Genomic DNA, 13,084 nt, shown 5'->3' with positions numbered 1-13,084 from the left:
GACGCGAAGAGCCCCGCTCTAAGCAGCGGGGCTCTTCGACATCGTGCCCGGTGAGGCACTGGCGGAGGATACGAGATTCGAACTCGTGAGGGGTTGCCCCCAACACGCTTTCCAAATGTTCGTACGCCCGTCCGGTGAGGGTCGTGGGCGTCCTGACCTGCGGCGGAGAGGTTGATCTGCTGGCTGGCGGACGGCCCCGGACGAGGGCGAATGCAACCAGAACTGCAACCAGCACTGGCGGTCCCCTACAGCACTTCACCCTCGCCAACTCGAACCACCCCAACCACACGGAACAGACCCGCCCTGCACCTACCTGCGCTGGCGCAAGGAGGAGCAGGCCCGCGAGCGCGTCCTCGCCCGTGACCTGTGGACGGAGAAGGGGTACGTCTTCACTTCGCCGACCGGCGAGCCCCTGAACCCGAACACCGACTTCCACAAGTGGAAGGACCTGCTGAAGGCGGCGGAGGTACGCGACGGCCGCCTCCACGACGCCCGCCACACGGCAGCGACGGTTCTACTCATCCTCGGCGTGTCGGACGCGGTCGTGGACGCGATCATGGGCTGGGAGCCTGGCAAGTCCGCCCGGATGCGCCGGCGCTACCAGCACCTGACCAGCCGCGTCCTGAAGGACACCGCCGACAAGGTCGGAGGCCTCCTGTGGGGAACGGACCCGATGCAGCCCTCCGTGGGTAAGGTGCCCGGCGTGAGCCACAGTCCGGTCCCGGCCGAGTTGATGGTCCACGTCGCCCGCCTTGGGGAGCGGCGGGTGCCCTTCCTCCACCGAGGGCACGCCGACGAGGTCGTCGCGCAGTGGAGCGAAGACTGGCCCGACCACACCGCCGAAGTCGAGGAATGGGACCGGTGGCGCTGGGAGCACGAGGCCCCCGGCGGCATGCGCTCCCTTCGCGACGGGATGCCCGAGCGGACCGTGGTCTTCCACGCCCGAGCGGCGTTTCTCCCCGGCGGCGAGCGGCAGGCGACCGGTCTGCCCGAGGAGTGGTCGGTGCCGGCCTGGGACTTCGAGACCGATGCCCACACTGACCGACCCGCAGTCTGGCGTACCGCCCGCCGCCTCGGCTCGGCGCAGGAAGTTGTAGCCCAGGTTCGCGGCATCGACAAGGAGGCCGTCGAGGCTGCGTTCGCTGAGGCGTGTGCACAGGCTGTGGACCGCGCGCAGAATCCGGGGAAGTACGGCGACACCGACGAGTGGTGACCTCACGCATGGCCCGGCCCCGCTGGATGGGCAGGCCATGCACGGTCAGGTACAGGGCAGCGTCTCGCGCCCAAGCCTTCGGGTCGGCTTCAGGCTGTCGGGCGGGCCTGCGAGGTGTTTGGGGGGAAGGAGAGAGGCTGGGGTTCACCAGCGGGGTAACCGGCCTCATCCACGTGGAGCATTTCCACGCGACCAGGGGTGGCGACGTACACCTGGCGGGTGTAGGGGTTGACGGCGATTCCGACGCACTGGGTGTACTTGCCGGGCAGGGACGTCGGCGCGGCCCCCTTTTGGACGGTTCCATCGGCGGCCAACGGGAGCCGGTGCAGGGTGTGCTTGTCGCGGTTGGCGTAGTAGAGGAACGTTCCCTTGGGGTCGATGGTCAGGGGGCCGGGCTTGTCCTTGATGCTCAGCTCCGGCAGCCTGCCCACGTTGGCGACAGTTCCGTCCTTGGCCATATCGAGGACGAACATCCCCCCGCGCGGGTCGGCGCAGTAGAGGACAGCGCGACGAGGGTGGGCGGCGAGGCCGAACTGCTGCGTGGGTCCATCTTTCCAGGTGATCGTCATGCCCGCGGAAGTACCGCTCATGCCCCGGGGGTATTTATACAGCGGCGCCATGCCGCCCATGGCGGTGATGTACAGGCTGTCTCCTGAGTCGAAGGCGAGCGCGCCGGGGTTCTTGGTCTTCGTCAGGGTGATGGTGTGTTCCACCGCACCCTCCTGGGGCTTGCCGCTCACGGTGAGGGGGAACGACTTCAGCTCGTTCCGTCCACGGTGGGTGATGTAGAGGCAGTCCCCCTTGGGATCGACGACGAGCCCGTTCGCCGCCAAGGCGTCACTGCCGGCGACGGTCACCCACTGGTTCGCCGGCTCCGGGCGGCCGTCCGCGCCCAGTGGGATGCAGCGGATCACACCCTTCCCGGCCGCGTAGAGCCACTGGCCGTTGGGGTGGATCGCGAGCGTCTGCTCGACGATCCCGTCCAGGGCCGGCTCGCTCTCGCCGCCGCCCGCGAGGGGGACGGCCGCGGCGCCGCGCGGGGCCCTCCACAGCGACAGGACGCGGCGCACGTTCAGGCGGGCGAAAGCCTTCCAGTGGTCGGTGATCTTGCGCGGGTATCCGGGGTCGACGCGGTCGGCGGGGATGTCGTAGCGCAGGTAGAGCGGGCCCTTGAAGAAGTACATCTTCTGGTCGGTCGAGCGTAGGGCGGCGTCGATGCCGCTGTCGAAGCCGGCCTCCTTCATCCCGCCCCAGTACGCGGGGATGGATTTCGGGAAGCCCTCGTCGACCTTGTCCGCCTTGAGGTTGTAGCGCGCGTACTGCCCGCCCTTGAAGAAGTAGGCGAGCTCGTCGCTCCACCACAGCCCGGCGTCGACCCCGTCCGCGTACCCGGCCTCCTTGGTGCCCGGCCAGTACGAGCTGATCGTCTTCGGGAAGCCCGCGTCGACGGTCCTGGTCGACAGTGTGATGCGCAGGTACTCCGCGCGGTGCATGAGGTACAGCTTGTCGGTCTTCGGCAAGTACAGCGACGGGACGGGGCGCCCGGAAGCCTCCGCCTCCGCCAGCCACTTGAGGGCGTCCGGGGGCCCGTCGAAGGCCTGTCGGAGCGGTCGGGTGAAGGCCTCGTCGAGTTCGTCGCCGCTCTCGGAGAAGCGGATGAGGAGGTGTTTGCCGTCTCCGTCCTCCACGTACGCCCATCCGTACATCGCCTGCGCCTCGTCGTCCTGACTCACTGGCCCTCCAGCCGTCGTCCCGTAGCCCCAGCCCTCCCAGAGGTAGTCATCTTGCCGCCGCGTCGGGGCACACCGCGCGGCCAGGTCACCCGGGCTCCCCCGTTCACGCTCCGCCAACCGGCCCAGGACAAGCGCCAGCGATGGCGCTCTCGCCGAATGGCTTTGTGGTTGGCCGGGCCTCGTGGTGTTCGCTGTCATCTCCCTTGATGCGTAACCCTGTTGTGTGTCGGTGGCCGTTTCTATGGTGGAGAAATGGCAAATGGGGTGTGGCACACCGGATATGGCATAGAGATCAATCTGTCCCTGCCCGACCTCGGTCACCCGGGGCGTCCCGATCTGCTCCGGGAGATCACCGCGAGCGTCTCCGAGCGCGACCCGCAGCTGCTCGAATGCCTTGCTCACCACGAAGGGCGCGAGTGCATGTCGGAGACCGGTGGGAAGTCTCCGTGGATGTTCATCCGCCGAGGCCGCGTCGGTGGCCGACGGCCACTCGTCGCCTCGCACCTACCCATCACCCACAAGGCGACGCCGGCGGAGAGCGAGCAGCACAAGGCCACGAAGGAGCGGATCGTCGAGACCGCCTCCCGGTACGGCCTGGATGCCGAGGCGGAGGTGCCCACGGCGAACCGGCGGAGCATCTCCGACGCCCTCGTCACCGGCCCCGGGGGCATACGGATCGGCTGGGAGATCCAGTACCACCACCTCAGCCCCAGCAGCGTGCATCGTCGCTCGGTCAACGCGGTGCAGCACGACATCACGCCCCTGTGGGTGGCCAAGGACCGCACGGCTTCGCTGATCGACCGCGCCCCCTGGGCCCGCGTGGACGACATGCCGTGGAAGGAGATCGCCAACGGCAAGGAGATGGTGATCCGCGGCGGGTACCGCTATCTGCAGGTCTGGAAGTGCGTGCCCAGCAGCGACCGGCATTGCCTGCTGTCCGACGGCGCCGGTCATTGTGACGGGATCCACTCCGACTGGTTCGTGCCTGCGCTGTGCGAGCCGGAGAAGAAGGCGGTCCACCTCGAAGACCTCGTCCTGTCGAGCGCGACGGGGGAGAGCATGCCGGTCTATGTGCCCAACCGTGGGAGTGGCCGGGCTGGACGGCACATGTGGGTGCCGGCGGCTGACTGCGAGCGATGGCGGGAGCTGATTGGCGAGAGGGCCCAGCTTCCCGATGCCCCGGCGCAGGAGGAGGACGACGAGATCACCTTCGCCGAGCAGGAGATCGACCGGACTTGCCGGGCCGGCCAGGAGGGCTGGTTCGCCAGCGACGCCCGGCCCGTGCGCGATCTCGGTCAGCCGACCGGTGGCTTCACCCTCCCGCGGATGCCGGCGCAGCGGTCCCGCAACCCGATGCTGATCACTGCCATCGAGCGGACTGCTGCCTCCGCCGCGCTGGGCTGCCCGGTCTGGGAACTGGGGCCGTGCGCCGAGTGCGGGCAGCTGATGCGGCGGTACGGCCGTGACGCGGCCATGGTGTGCAGTATCTGCCGCACCCTGCTGAACCACCGCTAGGGCCTGTGGGATGTTGGGATCACGAGGCGGGGCGGAGGCTGCGGATCCAGATGATCGCTGCGCGTCAGTGGAGTGACAGCTCTCGGGTGTCTACTCGTAAACACCGGGACGGGCGCCGGAGCGGCCGTCACCTGTCCGTGTCCGGGGGCGGCGCGGAGGCACCCAGGGTCCGCCGGGCGTCCAGCCATACCCTCTCGAACTCCTCGGCCGAGATCGCGCCCGCGTGCGGCGTTTCCTCCCATCCCGTGAGCCTGCCCTCGGCGACGAGGCCATACCAGTGCTCGTACCGGCTCATGGTGGCGATGTCCGCGTGCTCCTGGTACCGGAGAACCTCCTCCAGGGAGGCGGCGGTCACCGGGGTGCCGTCATCGTCTCGCAAGTCCACTTGCCGGAGAACCCACCCCTCCTCATCACCCTCGAAGTACTGCCACAGGCCTCGGGCCTCGTCATATGTGCGGATCCACATCGCCATGGCACCACGCTCGCGTGTGCAACAAGGCTGCTCCGGTACGGCACGCGCACGGCTGCGAGCGGCTCACCCCGTCGCCGAGCACCGGGCCTGTTTTTGATCTGGACCGACGACCTCCTGCCAGCGACTGGCTGATCACAACATCACACAGGACCTATCCCCGCCGAGCGTGCCTTCGCGGCAACTGCAACCAGAACTGCAACCACGGAACGACGAAGGACCCGGCCGCGATGCGGTCGGGTCCTTCGTTTGCCCTGGTGGGCGAGTGCGGAGGATACGAGATTCGAACTCGTGAGGGGTTGCCCCCAACACGCTTTCCAAGCGTGCGCCCTAGGCCACTAGGCGAATCCTCCGCCGCAAACAATACAAGACGTTGAGGGGTGCTCGCGAACGTGATCGTCGGCCGGAGGGCAGGTCGGGGTCCGGCTCGATTCCGGGGGCCTTCATCCGCTAGGGTGGGGCCAGCCCCTCACGTGGCGCTATCTCACCCAACTCCCCCAGGGCCGGAAGGCAGCAAGGGTAAGTGGGCTCTGGCGGGTGCGTGGGGGGCGCTTTGCGTTCCGGGGGCCTGGATAGCCTCGGCGGGCCGCTGATGTCGGTGGGCCCGGATAACCTCGTAGACGTGTCGTCCCTTGCGCTGTACCGCCGCTATCGCCCCGAGTCGTTCGCCGAGGTCATCGGGCAGGAGCATGTCACTGCACCGCTGATGCAGGCCCTGCGGAACAACCGGGTCAATCACGCGTACCTGTTCAGCGGCCCGCGCGGGTGTGGAAAGACCACCAGCGCGCGCATCCTCGCCCGGTGTCTGAACTGTGTGCAGGGTCCCACCCCCACCCCCTGCGGGGAGTGCCAGTCCTGCCGGGACCTGGCCAGGAACGGGCCGGGGTCCATCGACGTCATCGAGATCGACGCCGCCTCGCACGGTGGTGTGGACGACGCCCGTGACCTGCGGGAGAAGGCGTTCTTCGGGCCGGCGTCCAGCCGCTACAAGATCTACATCATCGATGAGGCCCACATGGTCACCTCGGCGGGCTTCAACGCCCTGCTGAAGGTGGTCGAGGAGCCGCCGGAGCACCTCAAGTTCATCTTCGCCACCACGGAGCCGGAGAAGGTGATCGGGACCATCCGGTCCAGGACGCACCACTACCCCTTCCGGCTGGTGCCGCCCGGGACCCTGCGCGAGTACCTGGCCGAGGTCTGCGGGCGGGAGGGCGCCCGGGTCGAGGACGGCGTGCTGCCGCTCGTCGTGCGCGCCGGCGCCGGGTCCGTGCGTGACTCGATGTCCGTCATGGACCAGCTGCTCGCCGGCGCCGCCGAGGACGGTGTGACGTATGCCATGGCCACCGCGCTGCTCGGGTACACCGACGGCTCGCTGCTCGACTCCGTCATCGACGCCTTCGCCGCCGGGGACGGGGCGGCCGCCTTCGAGGTCGTCGACCGTGTCGTCGAGGGCGGGAACGACCCGCGCCGGTTCGTCGCCGACCTGCTGGAGCGGCTGCGCGACCTGGTCATCCTGGCCGCCGTGCCCGACGCCGGGGAGAAGGGGCTGATCGATGCCCCCGCCGATGTCGTGGAGCGGATGCAGGCCCAGGCGTCCGTGTTCGGGGCCGCCGAGCTGTCGCGTGCCGCCGATCTGGTCAACACCGGGCTCACCGAGATGCGCGGCGCGACCTCGCCGCGGCTGCAGCTGGAGCTGATCTGCGCCCGCGTGCTGCTGCCCGCCGCCTTCGACGACGAGCGGTCCTTCCAGGCCCGCCTCGACCGGCTGGAGCGCAGCGGGGCCGCCACCTTCGCCGCCGCGCCCGCCATGGGGTACGTACCGGGGCCCGAGGCGCATGCCATGGCGCCCGCCGGTCCCGCTGGTGCGGCGGGAGGCGCCGCTGCCGCGCGTGCCGCCGCCGGGCCGGCTCCTGCCTCCGTGCCGGCTCCCGCGCCGGTACGGGCTCCCGCGCAGCCGGAGGCGCCGGTTCAGGCCACCCCCGCGCCCGCCGCACCCGCACCCGCACCCGCCCCCGCGGCCGGCCCCGCCCCCGGGGCGTGGCCCGGAGCCGCACAGCCCGGGGGCGGCGCCCCCGGTGCCTGGCCCGGAGCGGCCGCCCCGGCCGCCCCGGCCGCCCCCGCCCCGGCCGCCCCCGCCGCAGGGGCCTGGCCCAGCGCGGCCGCCCCAGGTCAGGGCGCCCCCGCACCGGCTCCGTCCGCCCCGGCCGCCGCCCCGGCTCCGGCCCCCGCCCCGGCCGCGGCACCCGCACCCGCCCCCTCCCCCGGCATGGCCGCCGGCGTCGGGCAGGTCCAGGCGATGTGGCCCGGCGTCCTGGAGGCCGTCAAGAACCGCCGCCGCTTCACCTGGATCCTGCTCAGCCAGAACGCCCAGGTCACCGGCTTCGACGGCACCACCCTCCAGCTCGGCTTCCCCAACGCGGGAGCCCGCGACAACTTCGCCAGCAGCGGCAGCGAGGACGTGCTCAAGGCGGTCCTTGCCGAGCAGTTCCAGGTCCACTGGAAGATCGACGCCGTGGTGGGCGGTGGCGGCCCGGCTCCCGTGGCCTCCTCCTCTTCCTCCTCCTACGCGGCTTCCTCCTCCTACGCGGCGCCGTCCGCGCCCGCCCCGGCCTACAGCCCGCCGCCCCCGTCGCCGTCCGCCCCCGCGCCCCAGCACCCGCAGCAGCCGCAGCAGCAGTCCCATCAGCCCCACCACCCCCAGCAGTCGGCTTCCGCCCCGCAGCCCCCCGTACAGCAGGCGCCCCCGCCCGTCGCCCCCGAGGACGACTTCGCGGAGGAGGACGATCCCGACCTCGTCGAGAGCGCCCTGACCGGACACGACCTGATCGTGCGCGAGCTCGGAGCCACGGTTGTGGAGGAATACACGAACGAGTAGCCACGCCTGGTTGGGTGGCCGCACGAAACCGGCCGCTCCGTCCCGGCTAGGCTGAGCAGCGTGAAGGTCCTCGTCATCGGCGGCGGCGCCCGCGAACATGCCCTGTGCCGCTCTCTGTCCCTCGACCCCGACGTCTCCGCGCTGTACTGCGCTCCCGGCAACGCCGGCATCGCCGAGGTGGCCGAACTCCGCCCGGTCGACGCCCTCGACGGCGCTGCCGTCGCCGCTCTCGCCACCCAACTCGGCGCCGGCCTGGTCGTCGTCGGCCCGGAGGCCCCGCTGGTCGCCGGCGTCGCCGACGCCGTGCGCGCCGCCGGTATCCCCGTCTTCGGCCCGTCCGCCGAGGCGGCGCAGCTCGAAGGTTCCAAGGCCTTCGCCAAGGACGTGATGGCCGCGGCCGGGGTCCCGACCGCGCGCAGCTACGTCTGCACCACCCCGGAAGAGATCGACGCGGCCCTCGACGCCTTCGGTGCCCCCTACGTCGTCAAGGACGACGGCCTCGCGGCCGGCAAGGGCGTCGTGGTGACCGAGGACCGGGCCGCCGCCCGCGCGCACGCGCTCGGCTGCGACCGCGTGGTCATCGAGGAGTACCTCGACGGCCCCGAGGTCTCCCTCTTCGCCATCACCGACGGCGTCACCGTGGTCCCCCTCCAGCCCGCACAGGACTTCAAGCGTGCCCTGGACGGCGACGAGGGCCCCAACACCGGCGGCATGGGCGCGTACTCCCCGCTGCCCTGGGCCGACCCGAAGCTGGTCGACGAGGTCATGGAGCTCGTCCTCCAGCCGACCGTCGACGAGCTCCGCCGCCGCGGCACCCCCTTCTCGGGGCTGCTCTACGCCGGCCTCGCGATCACCGGCCGCGGTACGCGGGTGATCGAGTTCAACGCCCGCTTCGGCGACCCCGAGACCCAGGTGGTCCTGGCCCGGCTACGCACCCCGCTCGCGAGCGTGCTGCTCAACGCCGCCAACGGCACCCTGGCCGACGAACCCCCGCTCGTCTGGAGCGAGGACGCGGCCGTCACTGTGGTCATCGCCTCCCACAACTACCCCGAGACCCCCCGCACCGGGGACCCGATCGAGGGGCTGGCCGACGTGGCCGCCGAGGACGCGCCCGACGCCTACGTGCTGCATGCCGGGACCCGGATCGAGGGCGAGGAGGTCGTCAGCGCGGGCGGCCGCGTGCTGTCGGTGACGGCGACCGGTTCTGATCTGGCGCAGGCCCGGGCGAAGGCGTATAAGGCGGTGGCGCGCATCCGGCTGGAGGGCTCGCAGCACCGTACGGACATTGCGGCCAAGGCGGCCGAGGGTCGCTGACCAGCGGCTCCGCAGACCCGCGGGCCCGGTGCGCAGTTTCTGCGCCCGGGCCCGCGGGCGCGTTCGCGTGCGATTGCATCCGGCCGCGTTCGAACGCACCCACCTTTACCCAAAGCCATTCCATCGGGTGATCGTCACCCCGTCTGCCTGACGTCCGGGCGAGCCCCAACTAGGGTGCGGCGCAAGCATTCCGGCACTTGGCCCACCGGCATTGCGATGTCAGTGGCGGGTGTCACAGTGGGGGAGTGAGCAATGCCGCCGCAGGGCAGAGGGGGTGAGGTCCGGCCGTGTCCGGAACCGGTTCGATCATGGAAGCTGGCGTGCCGTCCGCGCGTTCCCGCGCTCTGGCCGTGCTGCGCGTACGCAGCAGGGCCTTGGCCGTCGGGCTGCTGCCCGCCGCCCTCGCGGTGGTGCTGGTGGCCGCCCGGATGACGGGCCGGCTGGCCGCTGAGCCCTGGCCCGCCGTGACGCTCGTCGTGTGCGCGGTCGCCGCGCTGGTGCTGCTCGTCGGCGGGATCTTCGCCGCGGTGGTGCTGCGGGCGAGCCCCGCGGTGACGCCGACGGTGCCCCTGTCGGAGGCCGCCGCGCCCGATCTCTACCGGCTGGTGCGGGATCTGGCCGACCGGATGGACGTGCCGCCGCCGTCCGCGATAGCCCTCACGCCCGACTGCGACAGCTGGCTGGAGGACCGCGCGCACGCGGCCCACCGCCGAAGCGGCATATCCGCCGGTCCGGAGACCGAGCCGGGCGCGGCTCCCGTGCTGGTGATCGGCTCGCCGTTCCTGTGGTGGATGCGGGTCGCGGAGCTACGGGCGGTCCTCGCGCCGGTCGTCGCCGGTACGGGTCCCTCCGCGCACCCGGACATAGCCGACGCGCGCGGCTTCGTACGAGGTCTGGACGCGGCCGTGGACGTGGGCGGCCGGCGCGGCCTCGGCTGGATCGCCCCGCCGGCCAGGCTGCTGCTGCGGCTGTGCCGCACGGACGCGGCCGAGATGGAGCGCGGGGTGGCCGCGGCCGCCTCGGAGCGCGCACAGGGTGTGGACTACGGGCTGCGCATCGTCGCCCAGGAGCAGGTCGGCCTCGCCTATGCGGGCTGGGACCGGCTGCTGACCCGGGTCGCGCTGCCCGCCTGGCGGATGGGCCGCTGGCCGGCGCACCTCGACGCCGGGGTGGTCTCCGCGCTGACCGAGCTGTCCCGGCGGGACCGGCTGGCCGAGGGATTCACCTCCCGGCTCGGCGAGCGCCCCGCCTGCGACCTGCTGGAGCAGCCCGGCGTGGTCGACGAGGCGACCTCGCTGCTGGCCGCCCGGCTCTTCCACGGAGGTCCGGCCGAGCCCGGGCCGGATTGGTCCCCGGTGGACTGGGCGGCGTACCCGGAGGAGGTCGTCGACCGCAAATGGCGCACGGAGGCGGCCCGCCTGCACGCGGCGCTGGACGCCCTGGCCGTCCCGGCGGGCCTGCCGGCCGGCCCTTCGTCCCCCTCCGCCGACCCGGCCCCCTCCGCCGGCCCGGCCGCTTCAGCTGGGCCCGCCGGAGCCGGAGCCGCACCCCTCCCCGGCACGACGAGCACGGCCGGCACGACCGGCACGACGAGCACGACCGGCGCGTCCGAAGCGACCGGCACGTCCGGAGCGGCGGGATCCGCCGCGATCGCGACCGACGGCTCCCCGGCCCACCCCGCGTCACCGGCCCGCCCCGTGGACGGCTTCACCGGGCCCACGCTGGAGCGGGTGCTGGGCTACCTCACGGACCTCGCCGGCGAGGGCGCGGCCGGGGAGGCGCTGGCCGGACGGCTCAGCGGGGACCTGGCCCGCGAGGAGCGGGCCGCCGGTCCGGCCCCCGGCGTCGGGAAGGCGCGCGGCGCGGACGCCGTACCGCTGTTCCCGCTCCAGCCCCCGCGCACCGGCCGCGACCTGCTGGCCGACCACGTGACGGCGATGGTGTGCTGCGCGGCCGTGGACTCGGCCGGAGCCGCACCCGGGCTGGACTGGCTCGACGGGCCGGTCCTGCTGGTCGGCGGCGACCGCCGCTCCGACCTGGCCCCGCACGTGCTGTGCCTGGTCGAGGACGGCGATCCGGGACCTCTGCGGGACTGGCTGGCGGCCATCGGCGTCCGCCCCGAGAAGCCGGTCCGCCTGGTCTGAGGCGGCTCCCGGCCGCACCCCGGGAGAGCGATCGCTCGCACGGATAAGCGGATGCCATTGTTCCGGTCTCGTCAATTCGCGACGAACGGTGACGAAGTGCGTGCGTTATGTGATGTGCTGGGACCGGTCGCGGCTGGATGTCGGGGGAGCGAGGGAGGGGAGCGGTTATGGGTACGGACCAGATCCGGCGTTGGGAGTCAGGTGCGCTCGCGCACGCGGTGTCCGATCCCTTCGGACAGGGTCCCCTGCCCTGGTTCCGGGGCAGTGAGCTCTACTTCGACGACACCGGCCAGGTCGTTCCCTGGTACGTGGACCCGGCCGCCGCGGCCGCCGGCACCGGCCAGGTCCCCCGCCCCCGCGGCAACGGCGGTCCCCGCACCGCCGACGACGTGCACCGCCAGATCAAGGGCTTCGCCTCCACCGGCGCCGTGACCCCCGGCGAGGCCATCGACTTCCACATCACCGTCGACCCGCCCCAGCAGTTCTCCGTCGACGTCTACCGGATCGGCCACTACGGCGGCGACGGCGCCTCGAAGATCACCACGAGCCCCCGCCTCTCCGGCATCGTCCAGCCGGCTCCCCTCGCCGCCGACCGCACCGTCTCCTGCCACCACTGGTGGCTGTCCTGGCGCCTCCAGGTCCCGTCGTACTGGAGCGTCGGCGCGTACGTCGCCGTCCTCACCACCGCCGACGGCTACCGTTCCCACATCCCCTTCACGGTCCGCGACGACCACCCCGCCGACCTCCTGCTCCTGCTCCCCGACATCACCTGGCAGGCGTACAACCTCTACCCGGAGGACGGCCGCACCGGCGCCAGCCTCTACCACGCCTGGGACGAGGAGGGCCGGCTGCTCGGCGAGCAGGACGCGGCCGTCACCGTCTCCTTCGACCGCCCCTACGCGGGCGCGGGCCTGCCCCTCCACGTCGGCCACGCGTACGACTTCATCCGCTGGGCCGAGCGTTACGGCTACGACCTCGCCTACGCCGACACCCGCGACCTGCACGCCGGCCGCGTCGACCCCACCCGCTACCGCGGCCTGGTCTTCCCCGGCCACGACGAGTACTGGTCGGCCCCCATGCGTCGTGCCGCCGAGCGCGCCCGCGAGCACGGCACCTCGCTCGTCTTCCTCTCCGCCAACACCATGTACTGGCAGGTCGAGCTCTCCCCCTCCCCCTCCGGGGTCGACGACCGGCTCCTCACCTGCCGAAAACGCCGCGGCCCGGGCCGCCCCAGCCTGTGGCGCGAGGTCGACCGCCCGGAGCAGCAACTGCTCGGCATCCAGTACGCGGGCCGGGTCCCCGAGCCCGCGCCCCTGATCGTGCGCAACGCCACGCACTGGCTCTGGGACTCCACCGGCGCCGGCGAGAACGACGAGCTGCCGGGCCTGGTCGCGGGCGAGGCCGACCGGTACTTCCCGCGCACCCAGCTCCCCGAGCACCAGGACCGGATCCTGCTCGCGCACTCCCCGTACCTCGACGGCGAGGGCCACCGCCGGCACCAGGAGACCTCCCTCTACCGGGCGCCCAGCGGCGCGCTGGTCTTCGCCTCCGGCACCTTCGCCTGGTCCCCGGCCCTCGACCGCCCCGGCCATGTGGACGAACGGGTGCAGCGGGCCACCGCCAACCTCCTCGACCGGATCTGCAAGCGGGACTGAGCCGCGACCGAGCCGCGACCGAGCCGGGCCCGAAGCCGCGACCGAGCTGCAAGCGGGACTGAGCCGCGACCGAGCCGCGACCGAGCCGGGCCCGAAGCCGCGACCGAGCTGCGACCGAGCCGGGCCCGACCCGCCTCGCCGACACCCGACGTACGCCCGGCCGGCG

At 72.2% G+C, this 13,084-nt stretch carries 7 protein-coding genes, 1 tRNA gene, 1 other RNA gene and 1 pseudogene; 7 read left to right on the top strand and 3 right to left on the bottom strand.

Annotation, left to right across the window (positions count from 1 at the left end):
- Positions 1-313 precede the first annotated feature (313 nt).
- Positions 314-1,213: pseudogene (locus ACZ4TV_RS05095) on the top strand (tyrosine-type recombinase/integrase); the annotation flags it as partial.
- Positions 1,214-1,302: 89 nt separating this feature from the next.
- On the opposite strand, the gene ACZ4TV_RS05090 reads toward ACZ4TV_RS05095, so the two are convergent.
- The gene (locus tag ACZ4TV_RS05090; protein ID WP_468130823.1) at positions 1,303-2,946 is read right to left on the bottom strand and encodes a hemopexin repeat-containing protein; all 1,644 of its coding nucleotides are present in this window, start codon (positions 2,944-2,946) and stop codon (positions 1,303-1,305) included.
- A 252-nt stretch (positions 2,947-3,198) separates the two neighbouring features.
- Between ACZ4TV_RS05090 and ACZ4TV_RS05085 the strand changes: the two genes are divergently transcribed.
- Entirely contained in the window at positions 3,199-4,461 is a 1,263-nt protein-coding gene (locus tag ACZ4TV_RS05085; protein ID WP_468130821.1) for a competence protein CoiA family protein, read from the top strand.
- Between the two features lie 127 nt (positions 4,462-4,588).
- On the opposite strand, the gene ACZ4TV_RS05080 is transcribed toward ACZ4TV_RS05085, so the two are convergent.
- Together ACZ4TV_RS05080 and ACZ4TV_RS05075 are read right to left on the bottom strand one after the other, a co-directional pair.
- Positions 4,589-4,933 carry a hypothetical protein gene (locus ACZ4TV_RS05080; RefSeq protein ID WP_468130819.1) on the bottom strand — a complete coding sequence of 115 codons (345 nt, stop codon included), beginning with the start codon at positions 4,931-4,933 and terminating at the stop codon, positions 4,589-4,591.
- A 265-nt stretch (positions 4,934-5,198) separates the two neighbouring features.
- Positions 5,199-5,283 (bottom strand) — tRNA-Ser (locus ACZ4TV_RS05075).
- A 107-nt stretch (positions 5,284-5,390) separates the two neighbouring features.
- Between ACZ4TV_RS05075 and ffs the strand changes: the two genes are divergently transcribed.
- From ffs to ACZ4TV_RS05050, 5 genes are all read left to right on the top strand, one after another.
- Positions 5,391-5,489, top strand: an RNA gene (gene ffs / locus ACZ4TV_RS05070) — signal recognition particle sRNA small type.
- Between the two features lie 63 nt (positions 5,490-5,552).
- Positions 5,553-7,805, top strand: a complete 2,253-nt coding sequence (locus tag ACZ4TV_RS05065; RefSeq protein ID WP_468130817.1) for a DNA polymerase III subunit gamma and tau — start codon at positions 5,553-5,555, stop codon at positions 7,803-7,805.
- Between the two features lie 60 nt (positions 7,806-7,865).
- Positions 7,866-9,119 (top strand): phosphoribosylamine--glycine ligase, encoded by a 1,254-nt coding sequence (gene purD, locus ACZ4TV_RS05060; RefSeq protein ID WP_468130815.1) that lies wholly within the window; start codon positions 7,866-7,868, stop codon positions 9,117-9,119.
- Between the two features lie 308 nt (positions 9,120-9,427).
- Positions 9,428-11,263 carry a M48 family metalloprotease gene (locus tag ACZ4TV_RS05055; protein ID WP_468130813.1) on the top strand — a complete coding sequence of 612 codons (1,836 nt, stop codon included), beginning with the start codon at positions 9,428-9,430 and terminating at the stop codon, positions 11,261-11,263.
- A gap of 167 nt (positions 11,264-11,430) precedes the next feature.
- A complete protein-coding gene (locus tag ACZ4TV_RS05050) occupies positions 11,431-12,918 on the top strand; it encodes a N,N-dimethylformamidase beta subunit family domain-containing protein (protein WP_468130811.1) in 1,488 nt (495 codons plus the stop codon).
- Positions 12,919-13,084 lie beyond the last annotated feature (166 nt).

The sequence above is a fragment of the Streptomyces sp. NPDC028910 genome (assembly GCF_055564955.1).
The sequence above is the reverse complement of the archived record's forward strand: the minus strand, read 5'-3'. Positions and strand labels throughout refer to the sequence as shown.

Excerpts from the sequence above, each read along its gene's own strand:
- ACZ4TV_RS05085 (WP_468130821.1), top strand. The coding sequence starts at position 3,199 with ATGGCAAATGGGGTGTGGCACACCGGATATGGCATAGAGATCAATCTG.
- ACZ4TV_RS05080 (WP_468130819.1), bottom strand. The coding sequence starts at position 4,933 with ATGGCGATGTGGATCCGCACATATGACGAGGCCCGAGGCCTGTGGCAG.
- ACZ4TV_RS05055 (WP_468130813.1), top strand. The coding sequence starts at position 9,428 with ATGGAAGCTGGCGTGCCGTCCGCGCGTTCCCGCGCTCTGGCCGTGCTG.
- ACZ4TV_RS05050 (WP_468130811.1), top strand. The coding sequence starts at position 11,431 with ATGGGTACGGACCAGATCCGGCGTTGGGAGTCAGGTGCGCTCGCGCAC.